At 69.0% G+C, this 21112-nt stretch carries 23 protein-coding genes; 11 read left to right on the forward strand and 12 right to left on the reverse strand.

Features of this window, described 5'->3' with window-relative positions:
• Positions 1-25: 25 nt before the first annotated feature.
• Together AJAP_RS31385 and AJAP_RS31390 are read right to left on the reverse strand one after the other, a co-directional pair.
• On the reverse strand, positions 26-316 hold the full coding sequence (locus AJAP_RS31385) for a hypothetical protein (RefSeq protein WP_148311602.1): 291 nt from the start codon (positions 314-316) through the stop codon (positions 26-28).
• A gap of 67 nt (positions 317-383) precedes the next feature.
• Positions 384-1370 (reverse strand): DUF5925 domain-containing protein, encoded by a 987-nt coding sequence (locus AJAP_RS31390; RefSeq protein WP_228695022.1) that lies wholly within the window; start codon positions 1368-1370, stop codon positions 384-386.
• Between the two features lie 222 nt (positions 1371-1592).
• On the opposite strand from AJAP_RS31390, the gene AJAP_RS31395 reads away from it, so the two are divergent.
• On the forward strand, positions 1593-2768 hold the full coding sequence (locus AJAP_RS31395) for an ATP-binding protein (protein ID WP_038518151.1): 1176 nt from the start codon (positions 1593-1595) through the stop codon (positions 2766-2768).
• Positions 2765-4474, forward strand: coding sequence for a tetratricopeptide repeat protein (locus AJAP_RS31400; protein WP_038518154.1), 1710 nt, complete (start codon positions 2765-2767; stop codon positions 4472-4474). Before AJAP_RS31395 ends, AJAP_RS31400 begins: the two co-directional genes overlap by 4 nt.
• A gap of 301 nt (positions 4475-4775) precedes the next feature.
• On the opposite strand, the gene AJAP_RS31405 is transcribed toward AJAP_RS31400, so the two are convergent.
• From AJAP_RS31405 to wecB, 3 genes are all read right to left on the reverse strand, one after another.
• A complete protein-coding gene (locus AJAP_RS31405) occupies positions 4776-5999 on the reverse strand; it encodes an HNH endonuclease signature motif containing protein (RefSeq protein ID WP_038518156.1) in 1224 nt (407 codons plus the stop codon).
• 212 nt (positions 6000-6211) lie between these two features.
• On the reverse strand, positions 6212-7939 hold the full coding sequence (locus tag AJAP_RS31410) for a DUF2334 domain-containing protein (RefSeq protein WP_038518159.1): 1728 nt from the start codon (positions 7937-7939) through the stop codon (positions 6212-6214).
• Complete coding sequence (wecB, locus tag AJAP_RS31415; protein ID WP_038524235.1) at positions 7936-9093, reverse strand: non-hydrolyzing UDP-N-acetylglucosamine 2-epimerase; 1158 nt, start codon at positions 9091-9093, stop codon at positions 7936-7938. Before wecB ends, AJAP_RS31410 begins: the two co-directional genes overlap by 4 nt.
• A gap of 477 nt (positions 9094-9570) precedes the next feature.
• On the opposite strand from wecB, the gene AJAP_RS31420 reads away from it, so the two are divergent.
• On the forward strand, positions 9571-11073 hold the full coding sequence (locus AJAP_RS31420) for a glycosyltransferase family 2 protein (protein ID WP_051972657.1): 1503 nt from the start codon (positions 9571-9573) through the stop codon (positions 11071-11073).
• Positions 11073-11744: a hypothetical protein gene (locus tag AJAP_RS31425; protein ID WP_051972658.1), complete on the forward strand. Its 672-nt coding sequence runs from the start codon at positions 11073-11075 to the stop codon at positions 11742-11744. The genes AJAP_RS31420 and AJAP_RS31425 overlap by 1 nt, the downstream gene beginning before the upstream one ends.
• Here the strand turns inward: AJAP_RS31425 and AJAP_RS31430 are convergent.
• From AJAP_RS31430 to AJAP_RS31440, 3 genes are read right to left on the reverse strand one after another with little or no spacing between them, the layout of a single operon-like run.
• Complete coding sequence (locus AJAP_RS31430; RefSeq protein ID WP_038518162.1) at positions 11731-12807, reverse strand: MAB_1171c family putative transporter; 1077 nt, start codon at positions 12805-12807, stop codon at positions 11731-11733. The genes AJAP_RS31425 and AJAP_RS31430 overlap by 14 nt on opposite strands.
• Entirely contained in the window at positions 12804-13286 is a 483-nt protein-coding gene (locus AJAP_RS31435) for an ImmA/IrrE family metallo-endopeptidase (protein ID WP_051972659.1), read from the reverse strand. The genes AJAP_RS31430 and AJAP_RS31435 overlap by 4 nt, the downstream gene beginning before the upstream one ends.
• Positions 13287-13288: 2 nt before the next feature.
• Complete coding sequence (locus tag AJAP_RS31440) at positions 13289-13711, reverse strand: helix-turn-helix domain-containing protein (RefSeq protein WP_038524247.1); 423 nt, start codon at positions 13709-13711, stop codon at positions 13289-13291.
• Positions 13712-13866: 155 nt separating this feature from the next.
• On the opposite strand from AJAP_RS31440, the gene AJAP_RS31445 reads away from it, so the two are divergent.
• The 4 genes from AJAP_RS31445 to AJAP_RS31460 all read left to right on the forward strand — a co-directional run bounded on the left by AJAP_RS31445 (position 13867) and on the right by AJAP_RS31460 (position 15629).
• Positions 13867-14133 (forward strand): hypothetical protein, encoded by a 267-nt coding sequence (locus tag AJAP_RS31445; protein WP_038518165.1) that lies wholly within the window; start codon positions 13867-13869, stop codon positions 14131-14133.
• A gap of 17 nt (positions 14134-14150) precedes the next feature.
• Positions 14151-14432: a hypothetical protein gene (locus tag AJAP_RS31450; protein ID WP_037346464.1), complete on the forward strand. Its 282-nt coding sequence runs from the start codon at positions 14151-14153 to the stop codon at positions 14430-14432.
• A 78-nt stretch (positions 14433-14510) separates the two neighbouring features.
• Positions 14511-14951, forward strand: a complete 441-nt coding sequence (locus tag AJAP_RS31455; protein ID WP_037346462.1) for a hypothetical protein — start codon at positions 14511-14513, stop codon at positions 14949-14951.
• A gap of 126 nt (positions 14952-15077) precedes the next feature.
• Positions 15078-15629, forward strand: coding sequence for a M23 family metallopeptidase (locus tag AJAP_RS31460; protein ID WP_038518170.1), 552 nt, complete (start codon positions 15078-15080; stop codon positions 15627-15629).
• 46 nt (positions 15630-15675) lie between these two features.
• On the opposite strand, the gene AJAP_RS31465 is transcribed toward AJAP_RS31460, so the two are convergent.
• The gene (locus tag AJAP_RS31465) at positions 15676-16104 is read right to left on the reverse strand and encodes a hypothetical protein (protein ID WP_148311603.1); all 429 of its coding nucleotides are present in this window, start codon (positions 16102-16104) and stop codon (positions 15676-15678) included.
• A 120-nt stretch (positions 16105-16224) separates the two neighbouring features.
• On the opposite strand from AJAP_RS31465, the gene AJAP_RS31470 reads away from it, so the two are divergent.
• The 3 genes from AJAP_RS31470 to AJAP_RS31480 all read left to right on the forward strand — a co-directional run bounded on the left by AJAP_RS31470 (position 16225) and on the right by AJAP_RS31480 (position 18816).
• A complete protein-coding gene (locus AJAP_RS31470) occupies positions 16225-16965 on the forward strand; it encodes an alpha/beta fold hydrolase (protein ID WP_038518176.1) in 741 nt (246 codons plus the stop codon).
• A 192-nt stretch (positions 16966-17157) separates the two neighbouring features.
• The gene (locus AJAP_RS31475; protein ID WP_228694656.1) at positions 17158-17652 is read left to right on the forward strand and encodes a hypothetical protein; all 495 of its coding nucleotides are present in this window, start codon (positions 17158-17160) and stop codon (positions 17650-17652) included.
• 180 nt (positions 17653-17832) lie between these two features.
• Positions 17833-18816: a glycosyltransferase gene (locus AJAP_RS31480; protein WP_038518180.1), complete on the forward strand. Its 984-nt coding sequence runs from the start codon at positions 17833-17835 to the stop codon at positions 18814-18816.
• A gap of 4 nt (positions 18817-18820) precedes the next feature.
• Here the strand turns inward: AJAP_RS31480 and AJAP_RS31485 are convergent, their stop codons facing one another.
• The 3 genes from AJAP_RS31485 to AJAP_RS31495 all read right to left on the reverse strand — a co-directional run bounded on the left by AJAP_RS31485 (position 18821) and on the right by AJAP_RS31495 (position 20867).
• Positions 18821-19231 carry a hypothetical protein gene (locus AJAP_RS31485; RefSeq protein ID WP_037346455.1) on the reverse strand — a complete coding sequence of 137 codons (411 nt, stop codon included), beginning with the start codon at positions 19229-19231 and terminating at the stop codon, positions 18821-18823.
• 78 nt (positions 19232-19309) lie between these two features.
• The gene (locus tag AJAP_RS44295; protein WP_038518185.1) at positions 19310-20518 is read right to left on the reverse strand and encodes an NlpC/P60 family protein; all 1209 of its coding nucleotides are present in this window, start codon (positions 20516-20518) and stop codon (positions 19310-19312) included.
• 34 nt (positions 20519-20552) lie between these two features.
• A complete protein-coding gene (locus AJAP_RS31495; RefSeq protein ID WP_038518188.1) occupies positions 20553-20867 on the reverse strand; it encodes a hypothetical protein in 315 nt (104 codons plus the stop codon).
• Positions 20868-21112: the final 245 nt, after the last annotated feature.

A 21112-nucleotide genomic window follows, 5' to 3' on the forward strand; every position in this document is an offset into this window, starting at 1 on the left:
ATCCGCGTGAAAGCGCCTGGGGTCGTCAGCGTCTGCGGGTAGGAGTGGAGCGACGCGGGGTCGTCGGGCGCTTCGCGGTCGTCGGGGCGCGGTAAGTGGTGGTCCGTGTGGTCTCGGGGGTGATCCGGGTCGTGGTGGTCGCCGGGGTGTGCGGCGAGGCCGTCGTGACCGGACCGGTCGTCGCCGGAGCCGTCGTCGGGGTCGTCAGCGAAGTCGTCGCCGGGGGCACCACCTGGCCTCGCCCCTGCCCGCCCCCGGAACACGCGCCGAGCAGCGCCACCACGCCCACGACCAGCCCACATAGCCACACCCGCATGGCGCGGACCTTAACAGTCCGCCGCCCGGGGATCCGGCCGAACGACCGAATCCCACCCACCCCTCGGCTAGACCGCGGCTCGCAGGCGATACAGCTCGGCCAGTGTGGCGCCCTCGGCGCCGATGTCCGCGCCGTTCTCCGTGCCCAGCCACGTGGCCGCCTCGTCTCGCGGAAGCGGGCAGACCTCGATCTCCGCGAGGCAGCGGCCTGGCCGGACTACCGCCGGATGCAGCCGTGCGACGTTCTCGTTCGTGGTCAGGCACACCAGGATGTCCAGGCCCTGGCCGAGCAGCCCGTCGGTCAGATTGAGCAGGCGGGACAGTGCCTGCCCGGAGTCGCGTTTCGCGTCCGCGCCGACGAGTTCGTCGCAGTCTTCGAGGATCAGCAGACGCCATTTCCGCTTGTCCGCTCGCTCCTCACCGAGCACCACCGAGGTCAGGTAGCCCGGATCGGCGAACAGGACCTCGGGGTCGAGGACGTTGTCGACCTGGCACCAGTCCCGCCATTCGTGCGCGAGCGCGCGCACGGCGGTCGTCTTGCCGGTGCCCGCGGGGCCGTGGAGAAGGATCAGCCTGCCGGTGATGTCCTCCGGACGCGCCGCCATGAGCGTGTCGAGCGCGGTCACCGCCGAACGCGGGTAGTTGCCGCGGATCGCCTGCCACGGCGGCAAGTCCATCGTCCTGGGCGCGCGCACGCCGGCGCCACCGCACCCCTGCACGTGCCAGAAACCGACCGGTACGGCCGATTCCCCGGGCACCCCCGTCCGCGCGGTCCCGACCGCGGCCGCGAGCACCTCCTCCGCCAGGTCGCCGGAAGTGGCGCATACGCACACGGTCGCAGCACCGGCACGGCGGCGCATCGCGACGAGTGTCCACTCGGGACCGTAGGCGAGATGCGAGTGCCGACCGTCCAGTTCGTACGTCAGATCCGCGGTGACTCCCGGGGGCAGCAGTGTCGCGTCCGGTGAGACCTCGGTGATTTCGGCGGCCCGTGCATGCGGCTTCGCCCCGGTGATGAACGGTTCCATGGCCAGCGCGTTCAGCACGCCTTCCATCGGCACGTTGCCACCGAAGAACATTCCACGATCAAGAGACTGGGGTAACTCCGTTGTCCTTGCTGTCACCCCATCACGGTCCATCGCGCGGGGCCGGCGCACATCAGGGACCGTCCCCGATTCACCCCTGACAGGGATCTTCGCCGGACCGCCTGTCCGCCACGATCGCCGGGATGATTGTCTCTGAGCTGACATTGGACCATTCGCGGAAGGAGGTGCGCGGTGAGCGATGACGGCTTCATCGAGGTGATCGCCCGCGAAGTGGAGGCCGACCCCGGTAATCTGGCGCTGCGTGAGGACTTCATCACGCTGCTGCTGGAGAAGGACCCGGACCGCGCCGCCACCGAACTGACGGCGTTCGAGGCCCACGGCGGCGATCAGGCGCGGATCCGCCTGCTGCGCGCCCGGCTGATGGCGGCGCGGTTGCGGACCTCGGCCCCACCGCCCGCCGAGGCCGTGGCTGCCCCGTCCGATGAGGACCGTCACGCCGTGAGCGCCACCGCTTCGGAGTCGCTGTGGGACACCGAGCGTCCGGCGGTGACGCTGGCCGACGTCGTGGGGCTCGCCGAGGTCAAGCAGCATCTGAACACCGCGTTCCTGACTCCGCTGCGCAATCCCGAATTGGCGGCGGCGTTCGGCCAGAAACCGGGCGGCTCACTGCTGATGTACGGCCCGCCCGGCTGCGGCAAGACGTTCATCGCCAGGGCGATCGCCGGTGATCTCGGCGCGTCCTTCATCCACGTGACCCTCGCGGACCTGCTCAGCAAATGGATCGGTGAGAGCGAGAAAGCGATCCAGAGCGTGTTCCGCCACGCCCGCGCGGCGGCACCGTGCGTGATCTTCTTCGACGAGTTCGACGCGCTCGGCGGACGGCGCACCTCCGGTGGCGGCGGTTCGCAGGCGATGCGGATGCTCGTCACCCAGCTCCTGGAGGAGCTCGACGGCGTGGCGGGCGCGAACGACGGGGTCTACTTCCTCGCCGCGACGAACCGGCCGTGGGACATCGACTCCGCGCTGCGCCGTCCGGGCCGGATCGACAAGACGGTGCTGGTGCTGCCACCGGACGCCGTCGCCAGGGCGGCGATCGTCCAGGGCGCGCTGGACGGCAAGCCCGCCGACGATGTCGACGTCGTGGCCGTCGCGGCGGCGACCGAGGGGTTCTCCGGTGCCGATCTCAGCCACCTGACGACCACCGTGCTGCAGCAGGCGATGGTCGAATCGATGAGCAAGGGCGAACTGGTACCGGTCACGACCGGCGCGCTGCTGGCCGCCGTCCGCGGCATCACCCCGTCCACGACATCCTGGTTCGACCAGGTGGCGCCGGTGCTGGAGTTCGGCGTCGACGACGGCACCTTCGACCAGCTCCGGGCGTACCGGGTCAAGCGAGGCATGCGATGAGCGACACCGATTCCGTGGAACGGACCCTGGACCTGGCCTGGGAACTCCTCGAAGCCCAGCCGACGCATCCCAAGATCCCCGAACTGGCACTGCAGGTGCTCGCGGCCCAGCCGGAGCGGAGCAGCGCGTCGATGGTGCTCGCCTATCACCGCGAGTCCTGCGGGGACCCGGACGAGGCCCGGCGTCTGTACGTCGGGATCACCGCCCGCCGCGACAGCCAGTTCATCTGGGCGGCTCGTTCGCTGCGGCGTCTCGCGTTCGCCGAGCACGATCACGCCGAGGCCCTGCGGTGGGCGCATATCGTGCTCGCCGAGACCCACGAGGACTGGGACGACTGGATGAAGCTGGGCTCCGCCCAGGCACTCGCCGGTGAGCACGAGGACGGGTGGCGCCAGCTCGACGAGGCGGTCGCACTGTGCGCGCGGACGGCGCCGGGCGCGCTCCCCAAGGCGCTGGGGAGGCGTGCGGAGTACCTGATGGAGAGCCTCGCCCCACCCGAGCGGTTCATCGCCGCGGCCGAGGAGGCCATCCGGGTGGACGCGGCGGACTCCTGGATCGCGATGATGCTCGGCTGGTCCTACCTGGTGCAGTACCGGTTCGACGACGCCGAACAGCTCGGCCTGCGGCTGCTGCGCGAGGATCCGACCGATGACCTGGCGCAGAGCCTGGTCGGGTCCGCCCGGGAGATGCTGCGGATCGTCGACAAGGCCCAGGCCCAGGACATTTCACTGGACGACATCCGCGGCACCGGGACGATCGAGCTGGCGTGGCGGCAGCTCCGCGACCAGAAACTCGGTATCGACCTGGCTTCCGCGCTGGCGGCCCTGGACGCCGTGCTGCCCGCCGACCTGCGTGCCGCGCTGCGGCCGGGAATCTCGGTCGGCGACCTGGCCGAGGGCGACAAGGTCGGCCCCATGGTCGCGGAGGACATGGTGAGCTGGCACGACGGCCAGCGGCCCGGCTCCGGTGCGCTGTGGGGCCTGGACGAGCCGTTCCGCCTGATGTCGGCCGCGGAGATCATCGCCATGGACGCCGCGATCGACGCCGACCAGGCGGGCCATCCGGAGTGGCCGGAGAACGAACTCTGGGAACAGGTGATGACCGACGACGACGGCGCGTACCTGGTCGCCGTCGCGTTCGGGGCGCTGGTCAAACGCCGTCCCGGAGTTCCCGACGAGCCGGTCGCCGAGTCGATGGCCGACTGGATCTGGGACCGGGTGGCCGGGTTCGGCGGGCGAGACCCACGGCCGGCACCGCTGAAGACCGATCCGCTTCCGGCGCCCGGGACGCCGCTGACCGGCGTCATCGTCACGATGTGCGCCGCACTGGGCGCGCCCGAGGACTCCCCGGCCTACGCGGAACTGCGGCGGCTCTTCCCCGGCTCGACCGTCCGGCGGAGTGAACTGGTCCCCGACGAGCCGAGCGCCGACGGCGTCTACATCGAGGCGCTCGACGGGCTGGTGACGAGGGTCAGTGTCGATGTCGGGGTCTGCCCGGACGCGGACCGGCTGATCTCCGGGCTCGACCTCGGCGGGCATCGTGGGTCCGTCGATGCTTACGTGCGGGAGCATGGAGCCGTTCCGCACAACAACTGGGTGAACCGTGCCAACGGCGAAGCCACGGTCGTCTACGACTTCGCCGGGAATCGGCTCGGCTTGACCTGGGCTGACGGGAGTATCGCCCGGATCTACGTCACCGGCGCTTGAGCGGCGGCAGGTGCCGTTCTGGTGCTCGCCGCTTTCCGGCGACGGGTCGGCCCTTGGGCAAAGGCCGCCCGTTGCCGTTTTCCGGCGACAGGTCGGAACAGTGAGCCTTATCGACGGTTTCAGACGGAAGCACAGCCCTCCGGGCGTGACCGCCCGTCGCCGCATTTCGGCGACGGACCGGAACAGCGGGACTTGTCGGCTCCGACTAGGTCCAGCCCCGTCACGCACAACTCGCCTGCCGCCGCCTTCCGGCGACAGACCGGAACGCCGAAGCCCCCGTTGCCGCTTTCCGGCGACGGACTCAGAACGGTGGCGGCTCGTCGCTTCCCGGGCGAGGTTCGTGCAGCGGCGGTGGTGTGCTGTCGTAGCGCTGCCCCGTGGGCGTAGTGACCGTCAGCGTGCCATCGGAGGCGAGGTAGTAGATCCAGCCGGGTTCGTCCTTCAACCGGTGATCTCGGCGGCAGAGATCGATGAGATCGGTGTCGGCGGTATGCCCGCCGTGCTGCCACGGCACCACATGATCGAGATCGCACGCCTGCGCCGGACGATGACAGCCAGGTCTTCGACACTCACGATCCCGCACTCGCACGAACTCGGCCAAACCCACCGTCGGCCGGTACCGGTCCCGGCCCAGATCGAGAACCTGCCCGGACAGCGGATCAGTGACGATCCGCCGCAACACACTGTTCCCGCCCTCGGCGATCTCCCTCGCCAGCGCGGCGGGGATCGTGCCATGCCCCGCCAGTTCCGCCGGATCGTCATTCAGGCCGAGATAGGTGAACAAATCCATGTACAGGAACACTTCACTGCGTTCGCTCGTGCCGCCTTGGCCGCCGAGCAAAAGATCGAGCGCGACATCCGCCCGTAACTGGTCGAGAGTACGGGTTTCACCACCGGTTCTGAGAGCCCGCGCTTCACGATCGATCCGCTGATACGCGGCAGCGACCTTCTCCACCGGCCCATCCTCGACCTCGATCGACGCCACCCCGGTCTCACCCTGCCGCAACGACAGACGACGACCCTCACGATGCCGCTCAGCCCGTTTACCGGCGCCCTCGGGATCGATGGTGTTGGCCGCATGGTTGGCCGCTTTCCGGACCTGATCCGGATTCTTGTCCCCGATCCGATCCTCCAACAAGGCGTCCACCGCAAGAGCGTCCTCATCGGACAGCCACGCGGTGGCCGTCGCGACCTTCATCGCACTGAACCCGCCAAGCTTCCCCTCATCCATCAGATTCAACGTGCGAGGCAGCCGGGTGGTCAGCGCGTCCGCGGCGGCGACCAGCGAACCCGCGTGATTGTCCACAAGGGACAATTCAAGCGCGACCTCCTGCGCCACACTCCGCACGCCCTCACGATGCCGGTTCAACTGCGCCAACGCACGAACCCGCACCGCCTCCAAGCGCGCGATCCCCGCCGACGCGGCCTGCGCCAACGCCACGGAATCCCTGTCGTCCAACACAATCGCGGCAGCGTTCACCGCGGCCAGCACCTCGGGATCGACGAGGCTTTCCAAGAGCGCCACAGGCGCGGAATGAGTATCCACCCCACGAACATACGACCCACCACCGACAATTCCCGGCCCCACGAGCGGCAGAGGCATTGCCGATTTTCGGCAATGCCTCTGCACCACGACAAGGTCTGTATCACCAGCCAATAACGTGAAACCAATTCCGGCAATGAGGACGCCGTCCCCGCCGAGATGACGAAACTGCCGGGCGATCGGCTGCAGGGTGATCAGCCGCGAGCGACCTCGCTCGCCGTGGTGAACTCGTATCCTTGCGCCCGCAGCCCGAGCACCACCGTGTTCAGGTGCTCCAGTGGCAGGAACGGGTGGAAGAAGAAGCTGGCCACGTTGTCACGGACCACCTTGGACTTCGCGCCGTCGGCGAGCAGGTCGGCGGGCAGCCGGGCCGGATGCTGGTTGAACGGCTCCGGAGCGACGTGGTCCAGATTCTCGGGGATCACCACGGCGCCATAGACATCCCTTACCGGGTAAGGAAAATACTGACCGTACTTGTTCTGATAGGACACCGTCGACGTGGATCCGCAGGCACCACGCGGGCAGTATCCCGCGAAATAGCTGCCCTGGTCGTAGCGCGCCGCGAAGTGCGAACTGACTTCCTTGTAGTCCACCGCGGAACCACCGTAATGCGGGAACTCGAACACTTCCGGCTCGAGCAGCCCGACCCGGCGGAACTCGCCGAGCCCGGTGGCGATCCGCCCGCGGAACCATTCCGCGGAATCGCCGGGGACCGGGCCGGTCTCCACGACGTGGTTGTTCTTGTCGACGATCGCCGTGTAGAACTCGTAGTCCGCCGCGCTCGCCCCGCCGTAGGGGTTCGCCAGTTCCTCGAACTGATGGCTGTAGCCGTGCATGATCAACGTCGCGCCGCGCCGGATCGCGTGGTGCAGCGCGTCCACCAAGGCCGGGCTGTCCACGAGCCGCGCGAACGTCGGCCTGCCGCCGTTGGCCACACCGTGCGGATCCGCGTAATACGGGTAGACCGCGAGGGAGAACGGGATCCCTTGCCCGCCAAGGAGATCGGCGATCCGGCGGATCTGGCCCGCGTCGGTGCGCGGGCCGATGTCCTCGATCCGCACGAGCGCACGGTGCCGTTCCGAGGTCTTCGGCGCGAGCGTGCCGAGCAGGATGTCGGCGGCGGCGAGGTACCGGTCACCCTCGTTGACGTAGGAGAACGGCGCCTCCGCGACGTAGGTGAAGTTCCCCGAGCGCACCGCCCACGGCGTGTGCTCGCCGGCCGTGACGCTGTCCGCGAGCACCTCGTTGACCGCCGGGTTTTCCCGCCGCACCAACGGAACCGAGCCGATCTCGGGATTGCGTTCGAGCGACACGTTCTTGTAGCGGACCTCGGTGGGCGAAGCCGGCGTCCGCCCCGCCGGTGTCCAGCCCCAGCGCGCGGTGACACCCGGGTCGTGCGCCACCAGGCGGTCGACGTTCTCCCCCAGCCAGACCACCGGCACCTTCGCGGTCACCACGTCCGCGAGCAGTGCGGCGGGCAACACGGCGTCACTGATCGAACCGACGTAGACCAGCGCCTGGTATCCGCCGATCTCGCCCGGCCGGTAGTCCGCCGCGGCACGCATCGTCCAGCCGCCCGCCCGCGAGACCAGGTTCGCGGTCTGCATCGCGAACGCTTCGGCCATACCGGCTTCGTCCGCGTCGGCGGGCGGATTCGGCGCGTCCCGCTCACCGGCGTCGTAGACCACCAGCGTCCGGTGGGCGCGGTTCCCGCCGGGGCCGGGGCTGCCGACTTCGCTGCTCATCGCCAGCCGGTCGCCGAGCGAAACCGGTGCCGCCGCGGGCGAAGCGAGGATCGCGCTCGCCGGGCGCGTGTACACGACCAGCAGCACCAAACCGGTCGCGACGACGACCGCCAGCACCGCGAACCGCAGCCCGGCCGGGGTACGCCGTCGCCTGTCCACCTTGCGCTTCCGGGTCATACCAGCACACCCCCGGACACCGCGGCGAACTCGTCCACCGGCTCGGCGCTCAGCCCGAGCAGCCTGGCCAGCGCGCGCTCGGTGCGCGACGCGGCCCTTCCGTCGCCGAAGGGATTGCCCTCGCCCATCATCGCCGCCCTCGCCCGCGGGTCGGTGAGCAGTTCCGACGCCGTCCGCACGATCAGCTCGCGATCGGTGCCGACCAGCCGCGCACAACCCGCGTGGACCGCTTCCATCCGTTCGGTGACCTCGCGCAACACCAGCACCGGCACCCCGAACGTGGGCGCCTCCTCCTGGATCCCGCCGGAGTCAGACAGCACCAGCGTGGCGGCCGCGAGCACACCGGCCAGTTCCTCGTACCTCAGCGGCTCGGTGACCACCACGCGAGGCAGGCCGCCCAACTCCTCGTCGACCAGCTCGCGTACGGCCGGGTTCGGATGCGCGGGCAGCACCACGGACACGTCGAAATGGCGGGCGACCAGTTCGGTGACCGCGCGCAGCACCTGGCGCAGGGGTTCGCCCCAGGACTCGCGGCGGTGCGCGGTGACCAGCACCAGCCGTTCACCGCGGGCGGCCGCTTCCACCGCCGCGGCGACCCGCTCGTCCTGGAAGTCCACCGCGCCGCGGTCGGCGATCGCGCGGATCGCGTCCACCGATGTGTTGCCGGTGACCAAGATCTGCTCGGCGGGAACCTGCTCACGAAGCAGGTTGTCCGCCGCGGCCGAGGTCGGCGGAAGATGCAAGGAGGCGGCCTGGGTGACCAGCCGCCGGTTCAGTTCTTCCGGGAAGGGCGCGGCCAGATCGAACGAACGCAGGCCCGCTTCCAGGTGCACCACCGGAACCCGCCGCCAGAACGCGGCGAGCGTGCCGGCCAGTGTGGTCGTGGTGTCGCCCTGGACCACCACCGCCGCGGGCGGTTCACGTTCGGCCAGCGCGTCCAGGCCGGTCAGCATCTGCCCGAGCAGTTCGGGCTGGCCGCCGTCGCGGCGATGCAGCGGCAACGTGACGTCCGCGCGGACGCCGAACGTCTCCAGCGCCTGATCGACCATCGTCGGATGCTGCCCGGTGGCGACCAGGCATGGCTCCATCCGCCCGGCCTCGGCGATCGCTTCGGCGACCGGCGCCAGTTTGATCGCCTCCGGCCGGGTACCCATCACGAGCCACACCCGCGGCCGTGTCGCTTCGTTTTCGCGTTGATTCCAAACCATGACTCCCCCAAGGTTCGAATGATGTTTTCGCGATTCCGCGCACTTCTCATGATCATTTGTGCGGCGCGCTGTGCCCGATGCGACGCAGAGTGGTTCTGTCCGGTTCCCGTCGAATTTCCTCACCCGATCGAGGGAACCGCGAGGTGACTCTTCACGTCGTAGTCGAGGATGCGGGATCGGCCGGGGGGCCCGACGCATCACGCACAATCCTTTACACACAAGGGTTTGAGCACGCTCATTTTGGGGGAGAAATGTCTGTCATCCGAATCGGACCGGCAGTCGGCGCCACCGCGACCTTGGGGGTCACCGCGGGGGCGGGCGCCTGGCCGCTCTTGTCACTCGCCGCGTTCATTCTGTTGCTTTTCGCGATTCGCTCGATTCTCGTGCGCATCGCACCCGCGCCGGAAAGGGGGAATTAGCGAAATGGAAACCAGCCTGTCCGTCATCGCCACCATCATGGTCGGCGTGCTGATCTGGTGGCCGTTGCAGAACCTCGTCCTCGCGGTGTTCGCCTGGCGGTCCCCGCAACGGCCGCGCAGTGTGCGCCGGACGCCGGATCCCGTGCCGTTCTGGATCGTCATCCCGGCGCTGAACGAGGAACGCGTCATCGCGAACACGGTGCGCAACGCGCTGGCCACCGGGACCCGGTACACACCGGTCCGCGTCGTGGTCGTGGACGACGCCTCGGACGACGCGACGCCGCATATCCTCGCCGGTATCAGGGATCCGCGGCTGCACGTGCTGCGCCGCGAACTGCCCATCGCCCGGCAAGGCAAGGGCGAAGGCCTCAACACGGCGTACCGCTACATCCTCGAAATCGCTCGCCGGGAAGGCACGGTCGAGCAGACGATCGTCGGCATCGTGGACGGCGACGGCCGGTGCAGTGAGGGGATGCTCGACGAGATCGCCGAATTGATGGCGGAGAAGAACGTCGGCGCCGTGCAGTGCCGGGTGCGCATCCACAACCGGCACAAGACGTTGGCACTATTGCAGGATCTGGAATTCGGCGCCATCGCGGACTCCGCGCAATCCTTGCGCGATCTGGTCGGCAGCGTCGGCCTGGGCGGCAACGGCCAGTTCACCCGGCTGTCCGTCCTCGCCCGGTTCCATCCCGGACCGTGGTCGGCCTGTCTCGTCGAAGACCTGGAACTCGGTCTGCGCCTGCATCTTGCCGGGATCCGCGTGCGCTACACGAAATCCGCGTGGGTCACCCAGCAGGGCCTGACCGACGTGAAACGGTTGCTGCGTCAGCGAACCCGGTGGGCGCAGGGCAACCTGCAATGTTTCCGGCACCTGCGCAAGCTGACCACGTCGCGGTTCGTCAGCGGTCTCGGCCTGACCGACTTCCTGATCTACCTGCTCTCGCCGTGGCTGACCGTGCCCATGTCGCTGCTGCTGGTCGGCCTGGTCGCGGCGTCCGCGATCGCGCTGGTCACCGGGAGCACGCTCGGCGGGCTGGTGGCCACTGTGGACACTCTGCCGACGTCGGCCGCGATGCTGGTCGGGCTGGCCATGCTGCCGAGCCTGCTCTGGGGCTTGGTCTACTGGGTCCGGCTCCGCGACGAGAACATCCTGCGGTGCCTGTTCGCCGGGTTGCTCTATCCATGGTTCCTGGCGCTGGGCATCATCGCGACGTGGCGCGCGCTGTTCCGGCTGATGTCCGGCCGCAACGGCTGGGCGAAGACCGAACGGCTGACCGAAGACGGCCAAGCCACGCCACCGATACCGCCGATGCCGCCGATGCCGGTTCCGATGGCGGCCCCCGTGCGGCTCCCGCTGCCGCGGCCCACCGCGCCGCCGGTGACGGTCGACCCGAGCGTCACCCAGCCGATTCCCGCGGCGGCGCTGGCCGCCGCCGAGCCGACCCGGCCGGTCCCGCATCCGCTGGCCGAAACCGAACCGACCCAACGACTGGAGCGGGTGTGATGGAAGGCCGGCACCGGCGCCGCCGGAAACGGAACAGGATCGTTCTCGTCCTGGCGGCCGCCGGGCTGGCCCTCGCCGCGGCCTCCACCATCGACCGCGACGGTGCCGGGAAGGAGTCGTCCGCCGGGTGGTACGTGACCGTGTACTACACCGCCGTCGAGTCGCATCACCACGACGCCCCGGTGCCGGTCACCGGCTGTTTGGTGCTCGACTGCGAACGCGGCGAAGACCCGCTGGGCAGCTATCCCGAAGACTTCGTGCAGGCCGTCGAGGACGAAGGCACCGGCCGGATCGTCAGCGGCCGTCACGCCGGCCGGTACCTGAACTGGTCGCACGACACCGGTTTCTGGCTGGACGACGCGCCCCGCGACAGCCACGGCCGTCCGCTGGAACCCTTCGTCTCCGCCGCCGCGGATCCGGCCGTCCTCGCCGCGGGCCGCGAACTGCGGATCACCGGCTGCGGCACCGCGGAGGACGGCACGGCGATCGACCGGGGTGTCTGCGACCGGCTGCGGTCCGCCTCCTGGCGGATCATGGACGAGTTCACCCCGGGGCTCGGCGGAGACCGGCACATCGACGTCTACCTCGGCGAAGAAACCGGGCCGGACTTCACTTCCGACCCGCTGTACTCGTCGCTGCACAACGCCACGCTGGAACTCAAGAGGCCTTGACCTCCGCCAGCGCGCGTTCGCGTACCTCCCGCACGACCCCGGACCGCGTGAACGCGGACGAAACCGCGCTCAGCCAGGCACTTTCGTCCCGTGCGCTGGGATGCGGCCCCGCCGGGTGGTTCGGCCAGCTCCGGCCGGCCTCCCGCATCACCAGCGCCGCCGCGAGTTCGGCGGCGGCGCGCGTGGGTTCGTCCACCGGGGTGCGCAGCCAGTCCCCGAGCTGCGGCGGGACGTGTGCCCGCAAGGCGAGCAGGCCGTCACGGATCTCGATCACCCTGCGGTACAAGGTGAATTCGAGATCGTGCCGCACGGGCAGCGCGATCTGCGGGTGGGCGGCGACCAGTTCCTTCCACAACGGTGTCACCGCCCGGATCCTTCGCCACGCGCGCGCCAGCCGGAGCGCGCCGTCCCAGGTGGTGCACAGTCCGCCGAGGACCCACAACACCATCGCGCAGAGCCCGACCAGGCGGGCGCGGGGCAGGAAGTCGAGGTCCGCGAGGTCGGTGATCTCCAGCCACAGCGAGGGAAGCCCGGAGAACAGCGCCCAGCCGATGGTGACCACCGCGGCGCAGATCAGGATCCGCAGCCCGGTCCGGAACGCGCCTCGTGGACGGCCCGCGGCGCTGCGGACGAGCGTGCGGATGAACAGCACCAGGCACGTGACCGCGTACGTCGTGAGGATCACCTGATACGCCACGATGCTGAAGCGCCATTGGAACTCAGGTGTGCCGGCCTCGGACCGATGCGGCGCGAAGTCCAGGTAGCACACCACCATCAGGGTCCAGCACACCGCGATCGGCCAGAACGGCGTCGGCTTCTTCGGCGACCGGGTGCTGCGGACCAGTTGCAGCAACGCGCGCATCGCGAGCAGTTGCAGCGCGTTGGTGACCAGCCGCGGGAGCAGTTCGTCGCCGAGCAGCCGGACCGTGCCCTCGGCCGAGACGGCGAGGGCCACCGCCATGCTGAGGAAGAACGTGGCCAGATACCTCGGCCCGGTGCGGACCGTCATCAGCCGGGTGAGGCCGATCAGCGCCAGCAGCGCGGCGGACAGATAGCTGATCATGAACCGAGGGCGTGACGCAGCCGATCGTTCTCCGGCCCGGTGCGCGCGGCGCGGCGCATGAGCAGCGAAGCGACGAGTTCGGCTTCCTTCTCCTGTTCCCGCGCGTAGGTGGTGCGGCCGAGGACGCGGCGGACCAGGTCCACCGACAGGCTGGGCGCGACGAGCTCCGCGATCGCCTCCGGCCGCACCTCGCCTTCGACGTGCCCGCAGAGCAGGTGACCGAGTTCGTGCAGCAGGATGTGCCGCTGGTGCAACGGGGACGTGTCCCTCGTGTAGAACACGTAGTCCGCCCGATCGGTGGCCGCGAGCACCCCGCACGGCGCCCCCGGCCGCGCCTCGAGCGGCACCAGTTCGATGGGCCGCCCCCGCATCGCCGCGACCTCGCCGAACAACGTGGTGACGTCGAACGGCTCCGGCAGCCGCACACCGCCGGCGATGCGCTCACATCTGCGCCAGAGCGCACTCTTCCTGCCCAGCATGGCTACTCCCCCTGGTCACGCTTGGACTCGCGCCGCTTGATCGCCTCGACGATGTCGGTCACGGTGCCGAGCCCCTCCTCGGACAGCGTCACCGCGCGCAACGCCAGGTCGCGCACCGCGCTGTTGCGCAACGCTCCCAGCAATTCGACCTCCTCGGCAAGGGCCCTCCCCTGTTCGTCGTCGAAGAAGTACGCAGGCGGGACCTGGAAGAACGCCGCGAGCGCTTCGAGGTGCCGTTTGGTCGGGTTGTCCCGGCGACCGGTCCGCAGTTGCCACAGGTAGGCGGCGGAAAACGACTCGCCGGTGCTCTCCCGGCAGGCCCGAGCCACCTCCTCGTGACTGTGCTGCTCGCCGTTGGGTCGCCGGACCACCTGGAAGAGGCGGTCGATCCGGTCGGTGAGCGTGGTCGCCCGTGGTTCGGTCATCTTCACCTCCGTTAGCTGAAATGAATGAGTAGTGGCGCTTCGTTCACGTGGGTTGACAGCCCGGAGGCCGTCGCTCTACGGTTTCCACGTTAGCTGAGATGAATGACCAAGGGGAGTCGGTCGATCCTGGCTGACAACCAGAAGGGGGATCTCCCATGAAGAAGATGCTGACCGCGGCCGCTCTGGTGGTGGCCGCGGTGACCATGTCGGCGCAACCCGCGCTCGCCGTGGAGACCGGGGACTTCTACGCCACCGGCATCGGCCCGGGACCGTCGGCCGCCGTCGCGTCGGCGGAAAAGGTCGCGCGTTTGTACGCGCGCAACACGGGCTGGCAGGACTCGCAGTGTTACGTCCGAGGCTCCGACATCCGGTCGCACTTCGACTACTACAGCGCGCGCGTCTGGCTCTACTGCCAGCGCTGAAACCAGGAGGGGAAAGCATGAACAGGACGATCGCCCGCGCCACGGGGGCCGCCGTGGTCCTCGCGGGACTCATGACACTCGCGCCGTCGACGGCGAGCGCCGAGGAGACCCGGGCGTTCCTCGGGACCACGGTGGAGAAGACGTCGGCCTCGGCCAAGCGGACGGCGTTGCAGCAGGCCTACGACCACGCTTCCGCCTACGGGTACACGCAGGACCAGTGCGTGATCATCCACCTGTACTCGGTGAAGATCAGCTTCGTGATGTACCGGGGTGAAGCCGGGATCCACTGCACGAAGTAGGCGGTCCGTGAAGGCCTCCTTGAGGGACTCTGGGTCCCTTAAGGAGGCCTTCACGGACGTTCAGGCTAGGTTGGCCGGGTGAGTCTCCTCGACGACGTGGCCGAACGCGACGGCTGGCGATGCTGGGTGTGCGACGAACCGGTCGACCCGGACATGTCGGTGAACGACCCGCGGGGCCCGAGCGTCGACAGCCGGACCGCGGACCGGAAGGCCAAGATCGCCGAGCGGCTCGCGCACCGCGGCTGCAACACCCGCAAGGGCGCGGTCAAGGTGGTCATCGCCTGGCCGGATCGGCTGCACGTGGTCGAGCCCGCGCCGCTGATCACCGTCGCCGGACGGCTGGAGCGCAAGGGCGGCCGCGAAATGGTGGCCCGGTGCCCGACGAAACAGGACGCGCAAGAAGCCGCCGACTGGCTGGTGGACCGCTTCTCCCGGCTGGTGCCGGGATTGCCGGTGACCGCCGCCGTCGAGCCGGGCGGAGGCCAGTTCCTCGTCATCCTGGCCGCGGGCCGTCGCTGACCGGATAACCCGTTCCTCGCCTTCGCGCAAGCCCTGAACAAACCATTGTCCGAGCCGTGGCCTGCCTGTTTAGTCAGGGACGCCCAGCCGATGGCAGGGCGTCGAACGCACGGAAGCGAGGGACACATGAGCGGAAAAGCGTTACCGCGCAAGCTGATCACGATGGCGGCCGCCGTACTGACGGCGGCAGGCCTCACGATCACCGGCTCCGCCACGGCTTCGGCCGTGGACTACTACTACGAAATGCCGTACCCGGCGGGTGAGGCCTACACCATCTCGCAGGGACCGGAAGGCACCTTCTCCCACACCGGCCCCTACAACGAGTACGCCTGGGACATCGCACTCCCGGCCAACTACGAGGTGTCCGCCGCACAGGGCGGCCAGATCCTCGTCTCGGGCTGGTCGCCGTACTCGTCGAACGGCATCGAGGTGATCATCCGGCACTCCAACGGCACCTGCACGCAATACATCCACTTGAACCGGGCCATCTACAACGCGGGCACCTGGGTCCCGCAGGGCCGGATCATCGGCTGGTCGGGCAAGACCGGGGCGGCCACCGACTACCACCTGCACTACCAGGTGATCAACTGCGCCAACCGCGTGAGCATCCGCTCCACCCTGCAGGGCTGGAGCCCGCCGACCGGTTCGCGACCGGTCAGCGTCAACACCAGGGCCTGAGCGCCGGATCCGGCAGGACACCCGTGGCGCCGCGGGTGCTCCCCCGTCAGCCGTCCGATTTCGTGATGGTGACGCGCGCCGAGCCGGTCTGTTCGTCCTGCACCAGGATCTTCAGCCCGTTGCCTTCATAGCGGGCGATGGCGAGGTTCGCGTTGTGGGTGTCGGCGTAGCCGAGATTCGGCAACGTCTCCGCGTAGAAGGTCTTCGCGCTCTCGGTGTCCACACCGTCGACCCGGAACGACACGACACTGTCATCCGCGCGCGAGGCGGGCGCCGTACCGCCCGGCGGCAGCGGAAACTCCGTCAACGGCCAGCCCGCGGGCATCGGATACGCCGACCCCGTGGTCGAGGCTTGGCTCGATCCCGGACCTGCCGCGGGAGCGGGCGGCTGCGGATCACCACCACAACCGGCGATGGCCAAGCACGCGAACAGTGCGGCCAGTGCCGGCATCGAAATCCCACGCTTTTTCGTCATGACGGAAAACTACCTCTCACCGAAACTTCACCCGAAAGTGGGTACAGCTCCGCATTTCATCGGTATTTCATCCGCGCTCATTAACGTTCGGCGCGGCAATACGACAGTGGGGAGAAACCGATGAAAAGAACCGGAGCGCGTTTGCTCGCGACCGCCGTCCTGTCCGTCGTCACCCTGGCCGGCGCGATCGCCGGCACGGGAGCGGCTCAGGCGGCACCCGCCCGCCCGGACGGTCCGTGCGGGCCCGTCATGTTCGTCGTCCCGGGATATCAGGACGGCGGCGCGCAAAAGCTTCTCGACCGGGGACTCGCGCCGGGCGGCGCCGACCCGGTGCGCATTCCGTATCCGAACAGCGCGGGGGACGTCAATCTGTACGCCGACGTCGACGCCGGTGTCGCCAATCTCCGGACCGCGCTCTACAACCTCTATGTCACCTATGGCTGCGACCTCGAAACGAAGGTGTACATCGTCGGGTTCAGCCTCGGCGCGCTCGTCGCGGGCACGGTGCTGGAGACCGAGCCGCCCGGACGGAACATCCAGGGCGTGCTGTTCGCCGACGGGCGGCGGCAGCCCGTCGAGTCGAACTGGCCGGGTGATCCCGGCGGGCTGATCGGGCATCTGCCCGTTCCCGGTCCCGGTGGCGCCGGTTTCCGGCCGGTCGATTCGTTCCGCTACCCGACCTTGAGCCTCTGCAACGGCCCCAACGCGGCGGGCGGCGCGGATCTGATCTGCTTCGGCGGCACCAATCTGGACAGCTACTTCAGCTCGCACCCGTACTACAGCTTCGAAGTGGCCAACGAGTTGAACATCCACGGCGAAGGCCCGTACCCGAACAACCTGCGCAACCGCGTCATCCCGTAACCCGCTCCGCGGCCCTTCCCGGCCGGTGCGCCGGGAAGGGTTGCGTGGCCGGCCGCGGTCGTGCCCGTGCGGACACGACGGTCCGGACCTTCGGGCAGCCCTGCGCCGCGACCCCATTTCGACGCAACCCCATTCCGCTTCCGGCGTCTTCGGAGACAAAGCTTCAACAATGGACGCGAGAGGGGCGCTGAAATGAAATTCACCGCGAAGAAGACCGTCAAGACCGCCATTGTGGGCGGTGCACTCGCCGCCACCGCACTTCTTTCCGCGTGCACCGGGAACAATGTCGCGGGAAATGGTTCTCCGGTGAAGAACGCGGCCGTCGAGCAGGCTCAGCCGGGCGGTGGCCAAGGGGCGGCTGCCGGAGAGTCGTCGAACGGGGACGTCAACTGCAGTAAGCACGGCGGCCAGGTCGGCGCCCCCGGGCGGCCGAAGATGGACCTGATCGCGGTGGCCGCCACGGACGGCACCACTCCGGGCTGCACCGAGGCGTACAACGTGATCACCGAGTACTACGAGAAACTGCCGCAGGCCGAAGGCCCCGGCGAGCGGGTGCTCGACGTCCAGGGCAAGTGGACCTGCGCCCGCCTGACGGAATCCGGGACCGAGGTGGTCTGCGGCGTGCCGAACAGCTCCCTGCAGCTGGAGACCAGGCCCGCGGGCTCGGGGAAGGCGCCTGTCGAGTAGATCAGCGCGGCCACCCTGTGCCCCGGCGAGTCGGTCACCATCGAGCGTGAACGGCGCCGACCAGATCGCCACGGTCAAGGAGATCTACCGCCCCTGACCAGGGAACCCACCAGCAGGCGGCCGGGCCACCCGGTCGCCTGCTTTCAGATGTCCAGAACATCTGATGCTAACATCTCGACCATGCGCGTCCTCTTTGCCAGCCTTGCGTCGGTCGGTCACACCTATCCGCTGATCCCGCTCGCGATCGCCGCCAGGGACGCCGGGCACGAGGTGTTCTTCGCCGCCGGCGAGAACGTCCATCCGCCACTGCTCAGGAACGGCCTCCGACCGTTTCGGCCGGCGGACGCCTTCTACGAGATCTACGCCGAAGACCTCGAACCGGAGCTGGCACGGCTACGGCCCGACCTCGTCGTGCACGAATGGGGACAACCGGGGGTGGCCGTCGCCGCGGAACGCGCCGGGATACCGGGACTCTGGCACGGTTTCGGCCGCATGTTCCCCGACGGGATCGGGCTTCAGCCGCCGACGCGACCCGACCGGCCGCATCTCGACATCTGCCCGCCTTCCTTGCAGGACAAGGACTTCCTCGCGACGGCCGAACGCGTCGAACTGCGTCCCGTTCCGTTCTCCGAACCGGCGGCGCGGCTCGAAACGACCGCGCGACCGTTGATCTACCTGACGCTCGGCACCGCGTTCGGCACGCCGGAAGTGCTCACCACGGCGATCCGGGGGCTGGCCACGCTCGGCGCGCACGTGGTCGTCGCCTCGGGACGGATCCGCCCGGAGGAACTCTGCGCAGTCCCGGACAACGTCACGCTGCAGGCCTGGATATCGCAAACGGATTTGATGCCGCACGTCGACGCTGTGGTGCACCACGGCGGAAGCGGCACGACGCTCGGCGCGCTCGCCGCCGGTGTCCCGCAGCTGGTCCTCCCCCAGGGAGCCGACCACTTCGCCAACGCCGAAGCGCTGTGCACCGCGGGGGCCGCGCTGAGCCTTCAGCCCGGCGAGCTGAGCGCGGAAGCCGTCGCCGCGCACACACGGACCCTGCTGGGGCGGAACGCCCATCGCGAGGCCGCCCGGGCGATCGCCGAGGAGATCGCCCGGATGCCCTCGCCCGACGAGGTCGCCCGCACCCTGCCGGAATGGACACAGGCCTCGTGAGTGGTCAGAACCCGAACAGCTCCTGCGGGATTTCGTAGTCGTCCGGCCAGGTCAGCCACGCGACGTCGGTCGGGCCGATGGCGCAGTTGGCCACCCGCCAGGACCGCGGGTCGTCGTCGACGCCCGTTTCGCTCTTCTTCTTGAGCAGGGCGACGTAGACGTCGGACATGACGCCGTCGGCCCGGCGGTTCTCGTAGATGGTGCCGGCGTAGTACGGACGGCCTGCTTCGGCGGGGCGCATCGTGCCCTGCAGGAAGACCCAGGGACCGAGCCGGTCGAGTTGTTCCACGGCCACCCGGACCTGATCGCCGAACTCCTCGTCGAGCCGGGCGGTGGCGGCCTGGAGCACCGCTTCCCGGACCGGGTCGCCGGGATTCAGCGCCACCGGAAACGGTCGTGCGGACGGGGTGTACATCAAGCTACCTCCCACTGGCGGGCGGCGACGCGAGCGATCGCGTCCGCCTGCCCGGTGCTGCTACGGCGTTCTGTCGGATCAGGTCGGCGGGGTGAGGATCTTCACGAGGCCGCCACCGCCGCCCATGCTGATCTTCTGCGAACCGTCGGGGTTGACGTTGTTCGAGCCGATGAACTGGCCATCGCCCGCGTACAGCACGACGTGCCCGCCGTTGTTCGAGATCACCACGTCGCCGGGCTTCGCCTCGGAGAGCGGCACCGACCGCCAGCCGTCCGCTTCGAGGTTGGCCGTCAGACCCGCGACCGAGGCACTGGCCTGCCCCTTGTCGATCAGGCCCGCCGCCTCGAGACAGCCGGAGACGAAGTTCGCGCAGTTGACGTTGTTGGGCACCCACGACTGCATGGCGGGAAGCTCACCGCTGCCCTTGAGGTCGCCGGCGTTGCGGCCGAGGAACTTCTCCGCGATCTTCGCCGGGTTGTCGCCTCGGGCGTCGATCGGCTTGGCGGGCCTGCCGTCGCCCGGCACGCCTCCGCCTCCGCCGCCGCCACCGCCGCCTCCGCCACCGCCGCCGTCTCCACCGCCGTAGCTGGGTGTGCCGCTCAGCTGCTGGTTGACCGGCTTGGCGTGGACGCTCGACGCCGTGGTCTGGCCGTCGTCGGCGGGGATCAGCTCGAGGAAACCGCCTTCGATCTCCAGGCCGAGCGGCTTGAGGAGATCGTCGATCTGTTTCTCGGCGTCGTCCAGCGCCTTCTCGATCTCGTCCTTCTTGCCGTTCGAGTCTTTTTCGTTGAGCTGCCGGAGCCGCTCGATGTCCGACGCGGCCGCGGCGATCTCGTTGTCGTCTTCGGAGCTGTTCTTCCGGCGGCGGGCCGAGTCGATCAGCTTGCGGTTGTCCGCGTCCTTGTCGTTGGCTTCCTGGGCGAGTTGTGCGACCTTCTTCTTGACCTCGTCCATGATCTCGGAGACCCGCTGGAGGATGTTCTTGGCCGCCTCGGCCTTGTCACTCACCTTGTAGCTGGCCTTGCCGAGCTTTTCGAGATGGTCGGCGACGGCGTCGGCGTCCTTGCCCTCCCAGTGGCGCAGGACGTCGTCACGGAAGACCTTGAGGTCGTCGCCGAGGTCGTTGGCCCGGGTGGCGGCTCCGCCGACCTTCCTGGCCTGGTCGTTGACCGCGCCCGAGTTGAGCTTCTGCGTCTGCTGGGCGTGCTTGTCGATGGCGTCCAGCGACTTCGGGCGGTCGTGCGACGGGTCGTCGAGCGTGCTCGGATTCCGCTCCGCGGTGGTCATCGGTAAATCCCCCTGGTTCCCGTCTTCAGTCCGATCAGTCCCGCTCGCGAGCGTGGCCGCGGAGGGTGTCGACACCCGCGGCCTCGTCGTTGCGCATCCGCTGCGCGGCGTTGGCCAGCGCGTTCGACGCGGCGTCGACGAGCTTCGCGGCGGCCGCCAGTTCGGCGTTCACACCGCGGTGGAAACCCTTCATCGTGGTCCCCGTGCTGGCCGCGTTCTTCAGGTCGCCGAACGCCGCTCCGGGATCACCGTCGCCCAGGTCCTTGCCCGTGCCGGTGTAGCCCTCCTTGAGCCCGCCGACCTTCTTGGCCAGCGCGGCGATCTGCTCTGGATCGAATCGGCGAGTCATGAATGATCCTCCAGCCCGTGCTTGCCTGACCCGTATTGCTCTATCGCGCACCCTATGAGTTCCCACCCACGCGTGTGCACCGTTTCCGTAAACGCGATGACGCCGTTCGTGTACACCGACGCATCCGGCCGCGCGTTGGTTCCCGGAAGATTTCCACGGCGTCCTCGGAGGGGAGATCTTACCCTCCCGGCACCGGCCGGGAGGAGCCGAAGCTCACCCGGTCGGGGGTTTGCCAGAATGGGCCA

This window comes from Amycolatopsis japonica (genome assembly GCF_000732925.1).
Lineage (GTDB): Bacteria > Actinomycetota > Actinomycetes > Mycobacteriales > Pseudonocardiaceae > Amycolatopsis > Amycolatopsis japonica.